This window comes from Streptomyces sannanensis (assembly GCF_039536205.1).
GTDB lineage: Bacteria > Actinomycetota > Actinomycetes > Streptomycetales > Streptomycetaceae > Streptomyces > Streptomyces sannanensis.
Genome location: NZ_BAAAYL010000001.1, coordinates 6,897,787 through 6,917,098 on the forward strand (window position 1 = coordinate 6,897,787; position 19,312 = coordinate 6,917,098).

Genomic DNA, 19,312 nt, shown 5'->3' on the forward strand with positions numbered 1-19,312 from the left:
GCTCGAGGAGAAGATGATGGCAACCGACACTCCCCGTACGGATGGAGCTCTGGCGAGACTCGCCCGGTTCTGTTATCGGCGGCGCCGCCTGGTCCTTCTGGCCTGGATCGTCGGCGTGATCGCCGTGGCGTTCGCCGGCTTCGGCTACGGCGCCGCCTCCGACAACGACTACTCCGGTGGAGACTCCGGGTCCGCCAAGGCGCAGGCTCTGATCGAGAAGCACTTCCCCGAGCAGCAAGGGGACACGCTGACTCTCGCGATCAAGGCAGAGAAGGGGATCGACGACCCCGCCGCCCGGCAGAAGATCGAGAAAGTCATCGCCCATCTGGACGCCTCACCCATCACAGGACCGGTGACCTCGCCGTATCAGGACAAGGACCTGGTGACGAAGGATCGTCGTATCGCCCGTACGACCATCCCGCTGACCGACATGGATGCGAAGAAGACCGACGTCAAGCCCCTGGTGGACTCGGTCAAGGACGCCTCGGGCGACGGCGTGACGCTGGGGCTGGGCGGGAAGACGGCGGAGAAGGCCGAGACACCTCCGCAGGGTTCGGCCGAGCGCGTGGGCGTCCTGGCGGCCGCGGTGATCTTGTTCATCGCCTTCGGGTCACTGGTGGCGATGGGCCTGCCGATCGTGACCGGGCTGATGGCGGTGCTCGGCGGGATCGCCCTGATGAAGCTCGTGGGGCACCTGGTCCCCTCGCCCGATTTCACGGTGTTCGTCGCCGCGTTGATCGGGCTCGGTGTCGGCATCGACTACGCACTGTTCATCCTGACCCGCTACAAGGACAGCCTGCAGGACGGCGACGGGCCCGAGAGCGCCACGGTCAAGGCCATCACCACCGCGGGTCACGCGGTGCTGTTCGCGGGCACGACCGTCGTGATCGCGCTGCTGGGCCTGATCGCCATGGGGCAGAAGATGATGACCGGGGTGGCCATCGGCGCGTCGGTGACCGTGCTGGTGACGATGATCGCCGCGGTGACCCTGTTGCCGGCGTTCCTGGGCTTCACCGGCCACAGAATCAACTCGCTGCGTCTGCCCCGTCGAACGAATCGTCGGCACGGGGCCGACGGCGTCCCGGCCCGGGAGCGCCGTACCCCCGCCGAGCGCTGGGTCGGCGTGGTACAGCGCAGGCCGCTGGTCGCCGCGATTCTGGCCGGCGCGAGCCTGCTGGTGCTGGCCGCCCCCGTGGTGTCGATGCGGCTGAGCCTGCCCGACGCCAGTGTCGAGCCCCACGACAGGAGCAGCTACACCTCATACAAGATTCTTTCCGAGGGCTTCGGTCCCGGCTACGGCGCACCCCTGATCTTCACCACCGAGGTCGACTCCAAGGACGCCGCTCTGCGTCCCGTCGTCGAAGCGGTCAGGAAGACCGAGGGCATCGCCTACGCAACGCAGGCCCGGGTCAGTAAGGACGGGCAGGCCGCCACCTTCATGGCCTTCCCCGAGACCGGGTACCAGGACGAGGCCACCGCGGACCTGGTGCACAAGCTCCGCGACGACGTTCTGCCCCAGGCATCCGGCGGTGAAGGGGTCTACGTCGGCGGCCCGAACGCCGGCGCGATCGACTTCGCCGAGGACACCGGCTCGCACCTGCCCCTGATGATCGCGGTCGTCATCGTGCTGTCCCTGGTGCTGCTGATCGCGCTGGTCCGGTCGGTCACGATCGCACTGCAGGCCGCCGTGATGAACCTGCTGTCGATCGGCGCCGCCTACGGCGTGCTGGTAGCGATCGTGCAGTGGGGATGGCTGGGTTCGGCCGTCGGGTTCCCCACCGACATGCCGATCACGACCTGGGTGCCGATGATGATGTTCCCGCTCCTGTTCGGTTTGTCGATGGACTACGAGGTCTTCCTGATCTCGCGGGTCCGTGAGGAGTACGAGCGCACCGGCGACACCCGCATGGCCGTTGCTCGCGGGCTGGCGCGGACCGCCAAGGTCATCACGGCCGCGGCCGCCATCATGATCGCCATCTTCACGACCGCCCTGCTCGGCCCCGACGTCTCAATCAAGCAGATCGGTCTGGGCATGGCCGTCGCTGTGCTCGTCGACGCCACCATCATCAGGATGGTCCTCGTCCCCGCAGTGATGGAACTGTGCGGCAAGGCCAACTGGTGGATGCCCGGGCGCCGGGCACCGAAGGCGACCTCGGCTTCGCAGGCCGGGATCGGGGAAGAGGCCAGAGTCTGACCGATCTCGGGTTACTGGCACATGGTTTGCCGCTCGGTGATCAACGGCACCCCGATTCGGACGCGTCGGCGCCCACGACGACCGGGCCGACGGAGAGCATCGAGGCCCGGATCCCCGTGGGTTCAGGGAAACCGAAGCTCCTTCAGCGCGAACCCACGGGTCCACCGGTGTGCGTCAGGCCGATGCATCCGTGGGTTCGAGTGAAACGCGCTCGCGCTGAGCGATCCGAAGGGCTTCGGCGGTAACGTCGGCCGGATGTCCTCGGGTTATACCGGCCGCCCGCCGAACTGCCAGTGGTGCACCTCGATGTCGGCGTACCGGTCCGGGGCCAGGATGGCGCGCGCCGTCTCCAGGTCCCGTGCCCGGACCAGCACCGCCGTGCCCAGCCAGGTGGCGCCGTTGTCGGACAGCAGCGGCCCGTAGGCGATCAGCTCGTCCCGGTCGGGCGGCACCGCGAGGTCGGCGGCCTGTCCTGTGCCGAGGCCGAGCACCAGGTATCGATTGCCGCCGGTCCGGCCGCCGGGGAAGTCCCACATGGTGCGCCCCAGCGTGTTGCGCCACCGTCGCAGCAGCACGTCCCGGTAGACGCCGGCCTGGTAGTTCGGCTCGTCGAAGGCGAACGCGCGGGCGGCGACGGGATCGGGCAGGTCGACGATGTGCACGCTTCCGGTGGGTGTCTCGCCGTCGCCGGCGAGGGTCGGGCCCCGGGCGATCATCTCTTTCGCGTACCGGTCCATGTAGGACCAATGCTCTTCCAGCAGCTCGTCGCGCAGGGCTACGGAGTCGGGCCGGTCGCGGTGGTAGCAGAGGAACTCCATGCTTCACAGGGTCCCTTCAAGGAGGTAACAAGGTCGAGCGGGTTTCACTGCGAGTGCTGCTCGGCAGCCTCATCCAGAAGCACGCGTGCCGACTGCGCGTAGCGGATGGTCGTCTTCTCGTCGATACCGAGGACGAGGGCGAGGTGGAGCGGGTCGGCGCCCTGGGGGAGGACCTCCTCGAGCCGGCGTCTGACGCGGAGCCGTTCCTTCCGGACCGTGTCCTGAGGCGGCAGGTTCGGACGCCGAGGGCTCGACGGTGGACGTCGTATCCGACGACCACCGCCGAGCCCTGTCATGTGCGCCGCTTCCCCGTCCCCACGGGGCGGCGCGCTCAGGAGCCGCCTCCGCTCGGAACGGCCCCGCTCGTGGGGCGACCTCCGGATGAATCCCCGGGGTCGCGTGCCGGTCAACCGGCCGGAACCGGGTGGGGCTCAAGCCCCTCGATCGGGGATCGGTGCAGGCCCTTGCGGTCGTAGAAGCGGGTCATTCCGAAGCCGAACAGCAGCGCCACCACGAAGCCCACGCCGATCATGGTCCAGCCACGGCCGAGCCCGGCCTCGGTCTGTGCCCCGAAGTAGAGGATGGACCGGACACCGTCGACCACCTGTCGGAAGGGCTCGAACTCGGCGAGGAAACGGTAGAAGTCCGGAAGCGCCTCCAACGGGATCGTGGCGCCCGCCGACGGAATGGCGAAGCCGATCAGCACCAGCATGGACAGCAGCTGGCCGGGCATGCCGAAGACCGCGAGCAGAGCCAGCGCGGTGATGCCCATCGCGGTGGTGGCGCAGGCGCCGTAGATCCACAGGAGCGCCAGGTGCGAGGCGTCGATGCCGACGATTTTCACGGCCGCGACCAGTGTCAGGGCGGACGTCACCAGTGACAGGGCGGCCATGAGCCCGCAGGCCACGGCGAAGTGACGCGTACGGCTGATGCGCTCCGCGGGCTTCGCGCGGCGGAAGGGGCCGTAGTCGCTGGCCGCGTACCCCAGCAGGGCGTCCAACTGGGTGTGGATCACATTGGCGCCCAGCATGCCGCCCAGGACGAGCACCAGGGTGTAGAAGAACGCGCTCAGCCCGAGTCCGCTGTGGGTGCCGAGCTCATGGCCCTCCTGGACCGTCACCGCGACCGGGTCGGCGAGCAGCAGCTGCTCGGCCGTGCTCGGCTGCTCGGCCTTCACCGCGTGGTCGGCCTGCTGCTGTGCGTGATGGCTCGGCTTCTTCTCGGCCTGTGCCGCCTGCTGCTTCGCCTGCTGGCTCAGTTGCTTGCCCAGCTCGGTGGAGGCGGCGTGGGCCACCTTCTGGTTGATCTCGGCGGCCATGCCGGAGCCGAAGCTTCCCGAGGCCGGGTTGGTCAGCACCTGCATGGTGGGGCGTTTCGGGTCCTGCTGGGGGAGGGCCAGCGCGGCCACGGATGCCGAGAAGTTCTCGGGGATCACCAGGGCGCCGTACGCCTTGTCCTTCCCCAGCATCTCCTCGGCCTCGCTGCGGCTGACCTGCTTCCAGGCGACCTTGTCCTTCAGGTCCGGGGAGTGGGCGACCTTCGAGGTGATCTGCGCGCCGATGTTGATCTGCTTCCCGCCCACGGTCACGCCCTTGTCGGCGTTCACCAGCGCGATCGGCAGATCGTGCGTGGCGCCGACCGGGTCGTTGTTCGCACCCATGTACAGGAGCGAGAGCACGAAGGACAGCAGGCCGAGGATCAGCGCCGACGGGAGCCACAGGCTCCGTCGGCGCAGCACCTTCCGTCCGGGCGCCCGACGGGCGTGCATCGGCTCAGACATGGCGCCTCCCCTCGGAGAGGGCCGCCATGGATGCCCTTTCATGACAAATGGCTCCTGTACGACATGAGACCGGCAAGTCTGCTCCAGATGCGATGTCGCGCCACGGTGCGCGTGAGACGTGCAACAGAAGGCGGTCCAGCCCTCCGGCCCGGCGGGCCCAATAGCTGGATACCTTCACTATCCAATAGCTGGATACTGACACTATCCAGTCCGGCTTGTCGAACCGAGATGCCGCGATACTGGTCACAGCACGGAATCGAGGGGAGCGCATGAGGATCTCGGAACTGAGCCGACGGTCGGGGGTGCCGGTGGCGAGCATCAAGTACTACCTGCGGGAAGGATTGCTGCCCGCAGGCCGCGCGATGGGCGCCACCCTGGCGGAGTACGGCGAGGAGCACGTCCAGCGCCTGCGTCTGATCCGGGCGCTGACCACGCTGGGAGGGCTGTCCATCGCCGCTGCTCGCGAGGTGCTCGCCGAGATCGACCAGCCGCATGATCCGCTCGCCATGCTCGGCGTCATCCACTACGCCCTGCGTACCCCGGCCGATGCCACCGAGGCGACCGGCGACGGGGAGCTGACGGAGCGCGTCGACGGCCTCGTCGACGCCATGGAGTGGGACATCTCGGAAGCCTCGCCCCACCGTCGCGCCCTGGCCGCGAGTCTGCAGGAGCTCGGCCGCCTGGGAGTGGACTTCGGCGTGGACGACCTCCTCCCGTACGCGAGGCTGGCCGCCGCCGTGGCGCGGCTGGATCTCGACCAGCTCGACGGCATCGAGGACCGGATGGTGCTCGCCGAACGGGCCGCGATCCTCACCCTGCTCCTCGAACCGGTCCTCGCCCTGCTCCGGCGGCTCGCCCAGGAGGGCGAGTCACGTCGCCGCACAGGGGCGGCCGCCGCACCCGACACCGCGTACTGAGCCCCTTCGGCGGGGCCTGCCTCTCATCCGTGTTCCAGCCGGGCCGCCAGCTCCTCGGGGAGGGCGTCCCGGTTGGCCTGGGTCAGACGGACGACTGCGACGCCGGACCGCTGCTTGAGCGCATCGGTGAACGGGTCGATGTGCGCATGGACGGTGGCGACGATGTCGACGTCGGCCCCGAACAGCGACCGGACCGTCTCGCGGAACGGGACATAGGCCAGTTCCATCCGGCCGAGCTCGTCGATGAGTACGAGCTGCCCGGGAGCAGGGTTCCTGGACGCCTGCTCCAGGGACGGCAGTGCCAGCCGTTCCATGACGCCGAGGTCGACCCCGTACCGGCCGACCCGGGGCGGGCCCGGGAAGCCGGCATGGGCGAGCACGGCCCGTCGGCCGTCCAGGGTCTCCAGTGCGAAACCGATCCGTGTGCCGCCCTCGCGGATCTCCTCCGTGGTGAAGCCGATGACGTCACGGGTGTGCAGCAGCGTTGCCAGCCGGCGGACGGCGGTGGTCTTGCCCACGCCCGGGCGTCCCTCGATCAGGATTCTTGTCGGCATGTCGTGCGCATACCCGGTTCGTGACCCTGACCGGACTCGGCCGATCGGGTTCTTCGCGCGGCAGGACCGGTGCTGCGCGTGCCGTTGCGGGTATGGCCGCGCGCATGACTGGAATCGAGCTCATGAGCACGGCATTCGGCGATCACCAGGAGATCCCGCGTCGCCACAGCGGCGAGGGGCAGGACATCTCGCCGGCCCTGTCCTGGTCGGCGGCGCCGGAGGGCACCGCGGAACTGGTCCTGCTGTGCGAGGACCCGGACGCCCCCGGGGGGACGTTTCTCCACTGGCTGGTCACCGGTATCGATCCGGCGAGCTCGGGAGTGGCGGAGGGCGAGACACCCCCGGGCGGCCACGAGTGGCCGAACGACTTCGGCCGAGTGGGCTGGGCCGGGCCGATGCCTCCCCCGGGGCACGGGCCGCACCGCTACTTCTTCCGCCTGTGGGCGGTGTCCGAGCCGCTCCCGCTGCACGGCCGGGCGAAGAGCGACGCAGTGCACCGCGCGCTGAAGGGAAGGGAGCTGGCCGGCGGCACGCTGATGGGGACGTATCAGCGCTGACCCGGTGTGCGCGCCTGTCCCAGTCGTGTGGGCCCCGTGTCGTAGGTCGCGGGCTCCCTCCCAGCGGCCCAGGAGCATGTCCTGGCGGCCTTCGGCGAGCGCGGTGTCGCCGAATGCCGGATTGTAGAGCGGTGCCCGCTCACCGCGGTGCAGCCAGGCAGACATGACGGTTCCCCCGCTCGGGTACGTAACGCACGCTCCGTTCCGCCGGGACGGGACCGCTGAACTGGAAGACCTGCCGGTCGAATCCGGGGTGCTGAGAGGCGCGGATGGAGAGCAGCGTCGAGATGGCGGGTGCGCCGGTCGTGACGCGGGGGACGTCAGCTGTCACACGACCCGGTCGGCCCAACAAGACCGCCGCTCCGCACCGTCTCCGCCGGAGAGTGGAGGGGTGCGGCATCCAGCACGGTCCACGCTCACCGGGAGACGTCCATGGCATTCGGCAACCGTCGCGACCTCGGCCTGCTCGTCCTGAGGACCGGCACCGGCGCGGTGCTGGCGGCGCACGGAGCGCAGAAGCTCTTCGGCTGGTTCGGCGGCCACGGCCTCGGCGGCACCGCCAAGGCGATGGAGGCCATGGGCTTCACCCCGGGCAAGCTGAGCGCGATCGCCGCGGGGCTCGGTGAGGCGGGCGGCGGGGCACTGCTGGTCCTCGGTCTCGCCACGCCGGTGGCCGGGGCCTCGGCGGCGGGCGCCATGGCGGGCGCGGCGGCCGTGCACGCGCCCGCGGGCTTCTTCGCACAGAGCGGAGGCTTGGAATACCCTGCCTTCCTCGGCTTCGTCGCAGCCGGCATCGGCCTGGCGGGCGCCGGGCGCTACTCGCTCGACCACGCCACCGGCCGTGTCCTGGACCAGCCGTGGACCGTGGCGCTGGCCTTCGTCGGCGGGGCTGCCGCGGCGGCGGCCGTGCTCAGCCGGCGGGCCAGGCATCTGGCGTCGCAGCCGGCCCCCGAGGAGTAGGTGCTCTTAGGGCCGTTCGGCCCCTACCAGCGCAGATCACCTCCCCTGTTGACTGGCATCGACCGCCACCGGTACCTCCCCCGGCCGGTGGCGGTCGAAGCCTGTCGGCGGCCGTCGCGGACACGGATGAGAGCGGACGGAGTTGAGCGGTGATCGCAGCGGTGGGGCATGCGGATCTGACCCTGGACACACTGGAGCTGGTGGAGAGGGAACTGGCCACGCTGCTGGACCGGGTGGCGGAGCGCGCGACCGGACTGGTGCGCGCCGGGGCGGGGCTCCCGGTGGTCTTCGGCCGGGCTGTCCGCGCCGCGGGGCGGCAGTTGGTCGTGCTTCTGCCCACGCAGCAGTCCGTGCCTGCCATGCTGCCCGGACGCGACCGGCCCGCGGCAGGAGAGCTTCTGGTACTGGCCGAGCAGGTGCGCCTGTTGCCGTACGACCCGGAGGACCGCCACGCATGCGTGGCGGCCGACGAAAAGATGATCACCGCCTCCCGCCGTCTGCTGGCCGTGTGGGACGGATCGCCGTCCAACGGCCGGGACGCCACGGCGCACCTGGTGGCCTTCGCCCGTGCCCGGGGCATTCCGGTCGACGTCGTCTGGCCGGCCGGCGCCCGCCGGACCGACGCCCCGGCGCCCGCCCGGGGGACCCGCGGAGGCTTGTGTGCGAGGTGACCTGTCCGCCGTGCGGGACACTGCGACGACCGGCGAAGTGCGTACGATCGTCCGCCCGGGAGCGGACGCGCGGACGGAGGGCGCCGCGCGGCGCACGACCGGGGCCGGACGCGCCTTCGCCTGGCTGCTGACGGTCACCGGGGCGCTCGGCATCCTGGCCTCGTTCGTGATCACCATCGACAAGATGAGACTGGCCGAGAATCCGGACTTCCGTCCCTCGTGCAGCATCGGTCCCGTCCTGTCGTGCACCAATGTGATGCTCAGCGACCAGGCCTCCGTGTTCGGCTTCCCCAACCCGCTGCTGGGGCTGGTGGCCTATCCCGTGGTGGTCATGGTCGGCGTCGCGCTGCTGGTCGGTGCACGATTCCCGGGCTGGCTCTGGATCGGGCTGAACCTGGGCACGCTCTTCGGGGCGGTCTTCTGCATGTGGCTGATGACACAGGCGCTCTACGTGATCGGCGCCCTGTGCCTGTGGTGCTGCCTGGCCTGGGCCGTCACCGTCACGATGTTCTGGTACACCACCGTGCACAATCTGAGGCACGGCATCGTACCGGCGCCGCGCCGGCTGGTGATCGGTCTGATGGAGTTCCACTGGGCTGTGCCCGTCGCCTGGCTCCTGAGTATCGTCATGCTGATCGCGGTCCGGTTCTGGTCATACTGGCAGTCACTGCTCGTATGACACGCCGTTCCGTCCCTGTCCGTTCCGTCCCCTGGCCTGAAGCACTCTCATGAATACTGATGACATTCCTGCCGCCCCGCTGCGGATCTTCCTGCTCGACGACCACGAGGTGGTACGACGGGGGGTGCGCGATCTGCTGGAGGCCGAGCCGGACATGGTCGTGGTGGGTGAGGCGTCCGACGCGCGGGAAGCCCTCGCCCGGGTGCCCGCCGCACGGCCGCAGGTGGCGGTCCTCGACGTACGGCTCGGCGGTGACAGGGACGGGGCCGGCGACCACCAGGGTGTCGAGGTGTGCCGTGAACTCCGGGCGAGCATGCCCGAACTGGCCTGCCTGATGCTGACGTCCTTCGACGACGACGAGGCCCTCTTCGGCGCCATCATGGCGGGCGCCTCCGGCTATGTCCTCAAGCGCATCGGGGGCTCGGAGCTGATCACCGCCATCCGGACGGTCGCGGCGGGGAAGTCGATGCTGGATCCCCGCGCGGTGACGCGGGTGATGTCCCGGCTGACGACCCCGCAGCCCGCGCCGACACCCAGCCGGCTGGACCGGCTGTCCCCGCGCGAGCACGAAATCCTGGAACTCATCGGTGAGGGGCTGACCAACCGGCAGATCGGCGAGCGGCTGTTCCTGGCGGAGAAGACCGTCAAGAACCGGATCTCCTCCATCCTGTCGAAGCTGGGTGTGGGCCGTCGGGTCCAGGCGGCGATGATCGCGGAGAAGGCCCGGGAGCAGCGGGCCGCGGACGCCGGCTGATCCTGCTTCAGTTCGCGGGCAGCGGTACGCGCCACTCGATCCGGGTCCCGCCGGCCGGTGGAGAGGTGACGGTCAGGGAACCGCCGAGGAGTTCGGCTCGTTCCCGCATATTGGTCAGACCGCCCGTGGGTGTGGCGCTGCCGATGCCCACCCCGTCGTCGGTCACCGTGAGCGTGATCTCCTTCTCGGCCGTCAGCACGATGTCCACCCGGCGTGCGGCGGCGTGCCGGGCGGCATTGCTGAGCGCCTCGGTGGCCACCGCCAGGACGTGCTCGGCGAGTTCCGCGCTGATGTTGGTGTCCACGGGACCGTTCACCAGCAGCGACGGTGTGAACCCCAGGGACTGGGTGGCCGAGCGCGCGGTCTCGGCCATCCGCCGGCGCACTCCGGGTCCGCCCCGGTCGTCCGTGTCGGAGCGCAGGTCGAAGATGGTGGACCTGATGATGTCGATGGTCGTGTCGAGGTCGCGCACGGCCCGGCCGACCCGCTCGGCCATTTCCGGGCGCTCGATGCCCCGCTGTGCGCTCTGCAGGGTCATCCCGGTGGCGAAGAGCCGCTGGATGGCCAGGTCGTGCAGATCCCGGGCGATACGGTCCCGGTCGTGCATCAGGGCCAGTTCCTCGGACTCGGCCCTGCGCTGGGCGAGTTCGAGGGCGAGGGCGGCCTGGCCGGCGAAGCCGGAGATCAGCTGCACCTCGGTGGCGTCGAACTCCGGTCCGCCCGACAGGCGGCTCAGCCGCAGGGCACCGGATGCGGAAGCACCGACCGGGAGGGGCACTGCCACGGTCGGCCCGTAGGCCGCCCTGTCGTCCCCGAGTGCGTTCCCGCGGGGGTCGGTGGAGAGATCGGCGCTGACCGCGGGCCGGCCGTCGTGCGCGGCCATGCCGGAGAGTGAGCCCCGCACGGGAACGGCCAGCCGGCTCATGCGATCCGCGTCGTGGCCGCAGGCCACCCGAACCGCCAGTCGGCCCGGTTCCTCCGGGTCCGGGAGCAGTACGGCCGCCGCGTCCGCGCCCGCGACATCCCTGGCCCGTTCGGCGATCAGCCGCAGCACATGGTCGGCGCCGATGCCGGAGAGCAGGCTGCGGGTGATCTCGCCCAGTGCCTCCAGCCAGCGCTCCCGGCGTCGGCTCTCGTGGTACATACGGGCGTTGTCGATGGCCACTCCGGCCGCGATGGACAGCGTCGTCAGTACGGCCTCGTCGTCGGCGTCGAAGCCTCGGCCACCGCGCTTCTCGGTGAGGTAGAGGTTGCCGAAGACCTCGTCGCGCACCCGGACGGGGACACCCAGGAACGTACGCATGGGCGGGTGATGGGCGGGGAAGCCGTAGCTGTTGCGGTGCTGGCTCAGGTCGTCGAGCCGCAGCGGCACGGGATTGTGGATCAGTTCACCGAGAATGCCGCGCCCGCACGGTGTCTGACCGATCGCGGCCACCATCTCGTCGGCCATGCCCACCGGCAGGAACTGTGACAGCCGCTGACCGTCACCGACGACGCCCAGCGCTCCGTACTCCGCGTCCGTCAGGGTCACCGCCGCTTCGACGATGCCACGCAGCACCTGGGGCAGTTCCAGTCCCCGCCCCAGGTTCATCACGGCATCGAGCAGGCTGTGCATACGGTCCGGCGTCCGTGGGTGGGGCCATGAGGGATGCCGGCCGTCTGTCACTGTGTCTGCCATTTCTCCGCTTTCCTGAGGTACCTGCTGGGCATCAGCGTATGTCACGGCACGGAAGGTCCATGGACCCTACCCGGGGGGCTGAACGGCCCTATCGGGGCCTCCCTCCTCACCGTTGATCATTGGGCGGCGGCCGGGAAGGCCGTGCGTCCCCCGTATCCGCGTCCCTTCCCGGCCCCGCACGAACATCGCAGAGTTGGAGGTTGCCCGCCGGTGGACGGGTTGCAGATATCAGAGAAGCAGGCGGTCGAGCTCCGCCCCCGCCAAGGGGAAGAAGCCGAGAGATCCCGCATGCACGTCGTGGTGGACTGGCTGACCACCACGGACCACAAGAAGATCGGGACGCTCTATCTCGTCTCCGCGTTCTTCTTCTTCATCGTCGGTGGCGTCATGGCGCTGCTGATGCGTGCCGAACTGGCCAGGCCCGGCATGCAGATCATGTCGAACGAGCAGTTCAACCAGGCCTTCACGATGCACGGCTCGGTCATGCTGCTGCTGTTCGCGATGCCGCTCTTCACGGGCTTCGCCAACTGGATCATGCCGCTGCACATCGGCGCGCCCGATGTGGCCTTTCCCCGGCTCAATATGCTGTCGTTCTGGCTGTACCTCTTCGGGTCGCTGATCGCGGCGGGCGGCTTCCTCACGCCCGGCGGCGCCGCCGACTTCGGCTGGTTCGCCTACGCCCCGTTGTCGGACGCCGTCCACTCGCCCGGACTCGGCGCCGACTTGTGGATCATGGGCGTGGCGCTGTCCGGATTCGGCAGCATCGCGGGCGCCGTCAACTTCGTCACCACGATCATCTGCATGCGCGCCCCCGGAATGACCATGTTCCGCATGTCGATCTTCACCTGGAACGTGCTGCTGACCGCCCTGCTGATCCTGATGGTCTTCCCGGTCTTCGCCGCGGCGCTCCTCGCGCTGGAGATGGACCGCAAGTTCGGCTCGCACATCTTCGACGCCTCCAACGGCGGTGCGCTGCTGTGGCAGCACCTGTTCTGGTTCTTCGGCCACCCCGAGGTCTATGTGCTCGCGCTGCCGTTCTTCGGCATCGTCTCCGAGGTCATCCCGGTCTTCTCCCGTAAGCCGATGTTCGGTTACATGGGCCTGGTCGGCGCCACGATCGCGATCGCGGGTCTGTCGGTGACGGTGTGGGCGCACCACATGTATGCCACCGGCGGTGTGCTGCTGCCGTTCTTCTCCTTCATGACCTTCCTGATCGCGGTACCGACCGGTGTGAAGTTCTTCAACTGGATCGGCACCATGTGGAAGGGATCGCTGTCCTTCGAGACCCCGATGCTCTGGGCCACCGGCTTCCTGGTCACGTTCGTCTTCGGCGGAGTGACCGGAGTGATTCTGGCGGCGCCGCCGCTGGACTTCCATGTGACCGACTCGTACTTCGTGGTGGCGCACTTCCACTACACGCTCTTCGGCACGGTGGTGTATGCGATGTTCGCCGGCTTCCACTTCTGGTGGCCGAAGTGGACCGGCAAGATGCTGGACGAACGGCTCGGCAAGATCACCTTCTGGACCCTCACGGTCGGCTTCCACGGGACGTTCCTGGTGCAGCACTGGCTGGGTGCCGAGGGCATGCCGCGCCGGTACGCGGACTATCTCGCCGCGGACGGCTTCACCCTGCTGAACACCGTTTCGACGATCAGCTCGTTCCTGCTGGGCATGTCCTTCCTGCCGTTCTTCTACAACATCTGGAAGACCGCCAAGTACGGCAAGAAGATCGAGGTCGACGACCCGTGGGGCTACGGCCGCTCCCTCGAGTGGGCCACCTCCTGCCCGCCGCCCCGGCACAACTTCACCATGCTGCCCCGCATCCGCAGCGAATCACCGGCCCTCGACCTGCACCGTCCCGAAATCGGTGCCGCGGAGACCGCGGCGGCCGCAGAACTGGTCAGTCGCTGACCGAGCCGCACGCCAGGAGGAGGAAGCGCGATGTCTCATATGGTGCTGGCACTGGGAGCCGCGGTGATCAGCGGGTCCGGCTGTGTCTGGTTCGTGCCCGCCGTCGTCGACCTGCGGGCGGGGGACGACCGTCTGCCGTCCCGGCGCTTCGCCGCCTGGGCCTGTGTGACCGGCTGGGCGACAGGTGCGGCGCTGGCCCTGGTGCTGCTGGTGGCGCGGAGCTGGCAGCCCGTCTGCGCGGTGGCCGCGGCGGGTGCGGCGCTCACGGCCACCCTGGCTGTGCGCGCCCGCACCTGCCGGCGACGCGAGGAGGAGGAGTCGATCCGGCGTTGGAAAGCCCTGCGCTGTACGGGGCCGGTCGGCGCCCCGGACAGGTCCCGGGCCGTCTTTCTGGCCTGGGCCCTGTCGGGACTCCTCGTCGCCGGCACGGCATCCGCGGCGGTCATCGCCACGGCCGGCCACTCCGGCACGATGACGGCTGCCCTGGCCGGTGCGCTGGTCTGTGCCCTCTTCCTGCTCCTGGCGTGCATGCGCGCGGTCGCCGCACGCGGCCGCGCCGGCCGGCTCTGACACCCGGTCACCTGGTTCTTCGGTGGAGGCGGCGCAGACAGGGGTCGTGTGCCTGCCGGGCGTCGAGCACCTCGACACCGTCCGGCCGGGCGAGAACGGGATCGAGGTCGGCCTCCGCGAGCTGCGGCAGATCACCGGCCATACGGGAGAGCCCAGAAGCAGCTGAGAAGGGTGCCCACACCGCGGTGGTGCCAGTGGTCGTCGACGGCGAGCGCGACCTCCGCGGTGCTGCCGTCGCCGAGCCGCCCGTCGTACGGCCCTCAGGGCGGTCACCCGCGACGGCCGTTTTCGTGCTGCTCCTGGCCGTCCTCGTCTGGCGACATGCCCCGGAGTCGCGCAGCGTGGAATGCGGGGGACGGCAGAAGGGTGGAACGGCAATGGACAGGAAGGGTTCGGCTCCGCGCGTCGTGGTGGGTGTCGACGGCTCGCCTTCGTCGCATGCGGCGTTGCGCTGGGCGGTCCGGCACGCCGCTCTGATCGGGGGCACCGTGGAGGCGGTGGCGGCCTGGGATCTGCCCGGAGCGCACGGGTGGTCGGCTCCGGCGGTGGACACCGAGTTCGACGAGGAGGCGGCGGAGCGGAGCCTCGTCGAGGAGGTCCGCAATGTGCTCGGCGAGGAGGGCGCCGCCCGGGTGCGTGAGCGGCTCGTGCGGGGAAACCCGGCCGAGGTGCTGCTGGACGCTGCAGAGGGCGCCGAGGTGCTGGTGGTGGGCAGCCGGGGCCGGGGCGGCTTCCGCCGGGCCCTGCTCGGTTCGGTGAGTCAGCAGTGCGCCCTTCATGCGTCCTGCCCGGTGGTCATCGTCCGTCCGGACGTCAGCGTGTGAGGCGCCGGCTCCGGTACGCCATGAAGCAGCGTGCGTCCCGGCAGTCACTCGAATGCCTTATCAGGACGGGCGCCGAGGAGGGAGGCCTCATTGACTGGGGGCGGCGGTCGTCCGACCCTGGGAGGCAAAATGAGAACGGCAACTGGAAACGTGGCGGCGAGCGCCGTGCTGGCGACCATCGTGGCTTTCGGCGCCGGCGGATGCGGGGGCGGTGAGGGAGCTCCGAGCAAGACCCCGTCCGCGGTCGCCTCCGTGGCCGAGTCCGCGAAGTCGGTCATCTCGTCGGCGGCCTCCCGCGCATCCGAGGCCATCGCCTCGGCGACGGCCTCGGCACAGCAGAAGTTCAACGAGATCAAGCAAGGAGTGAATGCCAAGAACGAGGTGAAGCTCGGCGCTCCGACGACGGACAGCGAAGGACGTACCACAACTCAGGTTTCCGCGAAGAACACCGCCGATTCCACGAAGTCGTTCCTGGTGCAGGTGAACTTCCTCAATCCGGCCCACGAACTGCAGGATCTGTCCGTGGTGACGATCGAGAACGTCGCCGCCGGAAAGACAGGCACCGCGACCGCGCGCAGCACGCACAAGCTGTCGGGGACCATCACCGTGGAGGTCGGCAGGGCTCTTCGTCATTGATCGACAGGGATCAATCGATGAGGAATGACGACGGGGCAGGCGCGGCCCAGGACCGGCTGAGAAGGCTGCTGGGCGCCATACGTGCGATCAGCACGGAGCTGGAGCTGCCCGCTGTGCTGAGCCGGATCGTCTCCACCGCGATGGATCTCGTCGACGCCCGCTACGGCGCTCTCGGCGTCCTCGACGAGCGGCACGAGAAGCTGGAGGAGTTCATCACCCTCGGCCTGACCGACCAGGAGCTGGAGCGCATGGCCGATGTCGGGGCACCTCATGGCAAGGGCCTGCTGGGGCACCTGATCCACCACCCGGAACCGCTGCGGGTGAACGACATCTCCGCCCACCCGGAATCCGTCGGCTTCCCTCCCGGACACCCACCCATGCGTACGCTGCTCGGAACCGCGATCCGGGTGCAGGACGAGGTGTACGGGGACCTGTATCTGTCCGACCGGCGTGACGGGCAGCCGTTCGACAGTGACGATCAGGCCGTGGTCGTGGCGCTCGCGGGCGCCGCGGGCGTGGCGATCGAGAACGCGCGCCTGTTCGAGCAGGTCCGGGCCGGTGCGGAACGTTTCCAGCGTCTCCTGCTGCCCCGCCTGCCCGACCTCGCACCCTTCACCGCGGCCGCCGAATACCGGCCGGCGGCCGGCCGCGAGCTCGGCGGCGACTGGTACGACGCCCTGTTCCTTCCCGACCGGGTATGTGCGCTGGTCATCGGCGACGTCGTCGGCCACGATCTGCACGCCGCCGCGGTGATGTCTCAGACACGGAGCATGCTCCGTGCCCTGCTGTACGAGCGGCTGACCCCGCCCAGCGCCGTGCTCTCCCAGCTCGACCGCACTCTGGACGCCATCACCGACAGCCCCGTCACCACCGCTTGCCTCGCCCGCGTCGAGCCCACGGGCCCGGCATGGACGCTGCGCTGGAGCAGCGCGGGTCATCTCCCGCCGCTGATGGTCACCCCCGACCGCAGTGCCCGGTACCTGGACGGCGAACCCGGCCTCCCCCTCGGCGTGGATCCCCGGCGGCCCCGCCCGGACCACACACATCCCGTGCCGGCGAACACCACCCTGGTGCTCTTCACCGACGGCCTGGTCGAACATCCCGGCCGCGCCCTCGACGAGTCCCTGGCCGACCTCGCCCGGATGGTCACCGAGCAGGCCCACCTCCCGCTGGACGAACTGTGCCGGACGCTGGCCGACGGCCGGCTGGCCGGCGGTCACGACGACATGGCCGTGCTCGCCCTGCGCACCCCGCCCCACCCTTGACCGCCGTGTCCATCCCCCTGTGCACGACGGACCCTCCACCGCCGCTCTCTCGTCACCGTCGTGTCACAGCCGACCGGACGGAGAAACCGCCGCCCGGCAAGGCGGTGTGTACGGAGGCGAGCACCGGCGAGTGACCGGCACCCCTCCATTCCGCTCGGGAGGCGTCATGCAGTACGGCAACAGCATTCGCAGCGCCGCGGTGGCGATGGTCGTGGCCTCCGCGGCCGCACTCCTGGTGACCGGGTGCCGGTCCGGCGGTGACGAGGCAGGGGCGGACGCGCCGAGCTCCGCCGCCTCGTCACCCGCCGCGGGGAGCGCATCACCGGCGAGTGCGGCACCGGTGCCTCCGTGCACCGTGGGCGAGCTGAAGGCGGACGCGCATCAGGCGGCGGTCCGGCCCAATGGCACGGGGATCGGAGCGGCGGTCGTCGGATTCACCAACACCTCCGGGCACCCGTGCACCCTGCAGGGCTTTCCGACGGTCGCGGGGGCGGGCAACGGATCACCGGACCGCAACGTTCCACTGGCGGTGACCCGCACGGGCTCCGCGTCGCCGGTCGCGCTCGCTGCGGGTGGCACGGCATGGGTGAAGCTCACCTTCGTCCAGGTCCAGGGCGAGGCCGACGGCTACTGCGAATCCGGTACCACGCCGTTCAGCTACCCGACTCTGGTGGTGGGCCTGCCAGGGGCCGGGGCGCACCAAGTCGCCCTGGAGGACGGGCTCTTCGCCGAGTGCGACAACAAGGTGACCGTCACCGCGGTGTCGGCGGTGCAGCCTTCCTGAGGCCGGGAGGCGTCACCGAGGGGCCCGTCGTCCGCCTGTCCAGGGCGTGGTGACGCGCTTCCGGGCATGGCCGGCGAGGCTCGCGTCCAGCGCCGCGCCGGCTTCCTCCAGCGGGTGGACGGTTGGGATCTCGACCGTCACCGATCAGATGGCGGGAGCCGTCGGAACCCTCTGGACGGTCGGGCCGGCGGTGCCGTTGTGAGCGGCCAGCTCCCTCTCCAATCGCTGGATGTGGTAGTACTGCACCCGCGCGGTGCGCTGCAGGGCCATGACCGCACCGAGGAACTGATCCATCTCCGCGGCCCGGGTGAGGATGTCGTCGGGTACGTGCTCGTCCCGCAGGCAGGCTTCCGCGTCCTGGCTGAGCACGGCCTGGGCCCAGCCACGGGTGATCGGCTTGAACAGGCTCGGGTGGTTGGCCACGATCCGCGCCCGGATGGCCAGGTCGTTCTCTGCGGCTTCCAGGTGGAGTCCTGTGTCCTTGTTGCGCGCCCCGAACAGCAGCTCATGGATATGGTGAGCATCGAAGCCGTGTTCGGCGCAGCCGATCCAGAAGTCCCAGTCCTCACCTGCCCGCATGCTCTCGTCGTACCCGCCCACGGTCTGCCAGGCCTCACGGCGGTACAGCGAGCAGTAGAACATGATGAGTCGCTGGAGCAGCAGTTCTCTGCTGTAGGCGGGGAGGGGCATCGCCTGCGGGGGCAGATCGTCGTCGGTGAACGTGAACACATCGGTCGAGGCGATGGCGATGCCGGGGTTGCTGTCCAGGACCGTGACGGTCTTCTCCAGCATCGTGGCCGCGATCACGTCGTCGGCGTCCAGCGGAAGGATATAGCGGCCGGTGCCGGCCTCGATCCCGGCGTTGCGCGCGGCGGAGACACCGGCATTGGCCTGCTGGAGCAGCCTGATGCGCCGGTCGGGATGGCCGGCGATCAGAGCCTCGGCCACCTCGACCGTGTTGTCGGTGCTGCCGTCGTCGACGATGACGAGTTCCCAGTCGTCGAAGGTCTGGGCAATGACGCTGGACACAGCCTCGGGCAGATAGCGGGCGTAGCCATGGCAGGGGATGACCACCGAGACCGCAGGAGCGGAACTGTGGGACATACGCGCGGTCCTTCGCTTCGGAACGGGAACGGGAACGGGAAGGGGGAGGATCCAGGGGGATCCGATGACCGGTTCCGGCATATCGGGCGTCGGGCGTGCCCCCCGCCCTGTTCCAGGGCCACGCCGGAGCGGCTGTTAGCCCTGGTACTGCCACGACCTGTGCTCGTACCTGTGCTCGTTCTTGTGGTGCGGCCTCTCGTGCCTGTGGTGGCCGTAGTCACATATGGTGACGTTGCCCACGGGCGCGGAGTGGCCGTAGTCGGTCACGGTCATGTTGCCCACGGGCGTACAGCAGCGCCCGTAGTCGGTGACGGTCATGTTGCCCACAGGCGTGCAGCAGTGCCCGTAGTCCGTGATCGTGACGTTGCCTATCGGAGGACACGGGCGATCGGTTCCGGGGATGAAGGTGACGTCACCTATCGGCTGCTCCTGCTTTGCCGATGCGGTCGGCGTGTCCGGGCCGAGGGCGGCGTAGGCCGCCTCCGCGGTGTTGAGCAGTCCGGCGGTGGCCAGTGCGGCGGGGAGCGCCAGCGAGGTGATGACACGGGCTCTCATAGCGGGCCTTTCTCCTGGGGATTGGAGGACCTGCCCTGTGATGCCGGTCGACTCCACGGCAGGGCAGTACCACCACCGTAAGATTTGAACACATAGTGTGT

General features: G+C 69.6%; 21 protein-coding genes. 13 read left to right on the forward strand and 8 right to left on the reverse strand.

What is annotated here, in order from left to right:
- Positions 1-16: 16 nt before the first annotated feature.
- The gene (locus ABD858_RS32215; RefSeq protein WP_345034188.1) at positions 17-2,194 is read left to right on the forward strand and encodes an MMPL family transporter; all 2,178 of its coding nucleotides are present in this window, start codon (positions 17-19) and stop codon (positions 2,192-2,194) included.
- A 266-nt stretch (positions 2,195-2,460) separates the two neighbouring features.
- Here the strand turns inward: ABD858_RS32215 and ABD858_RS32220 are convergent, their stop codons facing one another.
- The 3 genes from ABD858_RS32220 to ABD858_RS32230 all read right to left on the reverse strand — a co-directional run bounded on the left by ABD858_RS32220 (position 2,461) and on the right by ABD858_RS32230 (position 4,792).
- Complete coding sequence (locus ABD858_RS32220) at positions 2,461-3,012, reverse strand: YciI family protein (RefSeq protein ID WP_345034186.1); 552 nt, start codon at positions 3,010-3,012, stop codon at positions 2,461-2,463.
- A 44-nt stretch (positions 3,013-3,056) separates the two neighbouring features.
- On the reverse strand, positions 3,057-3,308 hold the full coding sequence (locus ABD858_RS32225; RefSeq protein WP_345034184.1) for a hypothetical protein: 252 nt from the start codon (positions 3,306-3,308) through the stop codon (positions 3,057-3,059).
- A 110-nt stretch (positions 3,309-3,418) separates the two neighbouring features.
- A complete protein-coding gene (locus ABD858_RS32230; protein WP_345034183.1) occupies positions 3,419-4,792 on the reverse strand; it encodes a YhgE/Pip family protein in 1,374 nt (457 codons plus the stop codon).
- A 269-nt stretch (positions 4,793-5,061) separates the two neighbouring features.
- Between ABD858_RS32230 and ABD858_RS32235 the strand changes: the two genes are divergently transcribed.
- Complete coding sequence (locus ABD858_RS32235; RefSeq protein ID WP_345034181.1) at positions 5,062-5,709, forward strand: MerR family transcriptional regulator; 648 nt, start codon at positions 5,062-5,064, stop codon at positions 5,707-5,709.
- Between the two features lie 23 nt (positions 5,710-5,732).
- Here ABD858_RS32235 and ABD858_RS32240 read toward each other — a convergent pair whose 3' ends face one another.
- On the reverse strand, positions 5,733-6,263 hold the full coding sequence (locus ABD858_RS32240) for an NTPase (protein ID WP_345034180.1): 531 nt from the start codon (positions 6,261-6,263) through the stop codon (positions 5,733-5,735).
- 104 nt (positions 6,264-6,367) lie between these two features.
- Here ABD858_RS32240 and ABD858_RS32245 point away from each other — a divergent pair, with 104 nt between their 5' ends.
- From ABD858_RS32245 to ABD858_RS32265, 5 genes are all read left to right on the forward strand, one after another.
- A complete protein-coding gene (locus tag ABD858_RS32245; protein WP_345034178.1) occupies positions 6,368-6,820 on the forward strand; it encodes a YbhB/YbcL family Raf kinase inhibitor-like protein in 453 nt (150 codons plus the stop codon).
- A 432-nt stretch (positions 6,821-7,252) separates the two neighbouring features.
- Positions 7,253-7,780: a DoxX family membrane protein gene (locus ABD858_RS32250; protein ID WP_345034176.1), complete on the forward strand. Its 528-nt coding sequence runs from the start codon at positions 7,253-7,255 to the stop codon at positions 7,778-7,780.
- 149 nt (positions 7,781-7,929) lie between these two features.
- The gene (locus ABD858_RS32255; RefSeq protein WP_345034174.1) at positions 7,930-8,451 is read left to right on the forward strand and encodes a hypothetical protein; all 522 of its coding nucleotides are present in this window, start codon (positions 7,930-7,932) and stop codon (positions 8,449-8,451) included.
- A 10-nt stretch (positions 8,452-8,461) separates the two neighbouring features.
- On the forward strand, positions 8,462-9,130 hold the full coding sequence (locus tag ABD858_RS32260) for a vitamin K epoxide reductase family protein (protein WP_425586136.1): 669 nt from the start codon (positions 8,462-8,464) through the stop codon (positions 9,128-9,130).
- Between the two features lie 49 nt (positions 9,131-9,179).
- The gene (locus ABD858_RS32265; RefSeq protein ID WP_345034172.1) at positions 9,180-9,884 is read left to right on the forward strand and encodes a response regulator; all 705 of its coding nucleotides are present in this window, start codon (positions 9,180-9,182) and stop codon (positions 9,882-9,884) included.
- 7 nt (positions 9,885-9,891) lie between these two features.
- On the opposite strand, the gene ABD858_RS32270 is transcribed toward ABD858_RS32265, so the two are convergent.
- Positions 9,892-11,499: a sensor histidine kinase gene (locus tag ABD858_RS32270; protein WP_345034170.1), complete on the reverse strand. Its 1,608-nt coding sequence runs from the start codon at positions 11,497-11,499 to the stop codon at positions 9,892-9,894.
- 351 nt (positions 11,500-11,850) lie between these two features.
- On the opposite strand from ABD858_RS32270, the gene ctaD reads away from it, so the two are divergent.
- Positions 11,851-13,473, forward strand: coding sequence for an aa3-type cytochrome oxidase subunit I (gene ctaD, locus ABD858_RS32275; RefSeq protein WP_345034169.1), 1,623 nt, complete (start codon positions 11,851-11,853; stop codon positions 13,471-13,473).
- Between the two features lie 30 nt (positions 13,474-13,503).
- Positions 13,504-14,043, forward strand: coding sequence for a hypothetical protein (locus tag ABD858_RS32280; RefSeq protein WP_345034168.1), 540 nt, complete (start codon positions 13,504-13,506; stop codon positions 14,041-14,043).
- 7 nt (positions 14,044-14,050) lie between these two features.
- On the opposite strand, the gene ABD858_RS32285 is transcribed toward ABD858_RS32280, so the two are convergent.
- Positions 14,051-14,185: a hypothetical protein gene (locus ABD858_RS32285; RefSeq protein ID WP_345045076.1), complete on the reverse strand. Its 135-nt coding sequence runs from the start codon at positions 14,183-14,185 to the stop codon at positions 14,051-14,053.
- 235 nt (positions 14,186-14,420) lie between these two features.
- Here ABD858_RS32285 and ABD858_RS32290 point away from each other — a divergent pair, with 235 nt between their 5' ends.
- From ABD858_RS32290 to ABD858_RS32305, 4 genes are all read left to right on the forward strand, one after another.
- Positions 14,421-14,867: a universal stress protein gene (locus ABD858_RS32290; RefSeq protein WP_345044219.1), complete on the forward strand. Its 447-nt coding sequence runs from the start codon at positions 14,421-14,423 to the stop codon at positions 14,865-14,867.
- Between the two features lie 129 nt (positions 14,868-14,996).
- Positions 14,997-15,503: a hypothetical protein gene (locus tag ABD858_RS32295; RefSeq protein ID WP_345034167.1), complete on the forward strand. Its 507-nt coding sequence runs from the start codon at positions 14,997-14,999 to the stop codon at positions 15,501-15,503.
- Positions 15,504-15,520: 17 nt separating this feature from the next.
- Entirely contained in the window at positions 15,521-16,768 is a 1,248-nt protein-coding gene (locus tag ABD858_RS32300; protein ID WP_345034166.1) for a PP2C family protein-serine/threonine phosphatase, read from the forward strand.
- A 166-nt stretch (positions 16,769-16,934) separates the two neighbouring features.
- Positions 16,935-17,552 (forward strand): DUF4232 domain-containing protein, encoded by a 618-nt coding sequence (locus ABD858_RS32305; protein WP_345034165.1) that lies wholly within the window; start codon positions 16,935-16,937, stop codon positions 17,550-17,552.
- Between the two features lie 144 nt (positions 17,553-17,696).
- Here the strand turns inward: ABD858_RS32305 and ABD858_RS32310 are convergent, their stop codons facing one another.
- Both ABD858_RS32310 and ABD858_RS32315 read right to left on the reverse strand, forming a co-directional pair.
- The gene (locus ABD858_RS32310; protein ID WP_345034164.1) at positions 17,697-18,656 is read right to left on the reverse strand and encodes a glycosyltransferase family 2 protein; all 960 of its coding nucleotides are present in this window, start codon (positions 18,654-18,656) and stop codon (positions 17,697-17,699) included.
- A 135-nt stretch (positions 18,657-18,791) separates the two neighbouring features.
- Complete coding sequence (locus ABD858_RS32315) at positions 18,792-19,211, reverse strand: hypothetical protein (RefSeq protein WP_345034162.1); 420 nt, start codon at positions 19,209-19,211, stop codon at positions 18,792-18,794.
- Positions 19,212-19,312: the final 101 nt, after the last annotated feature.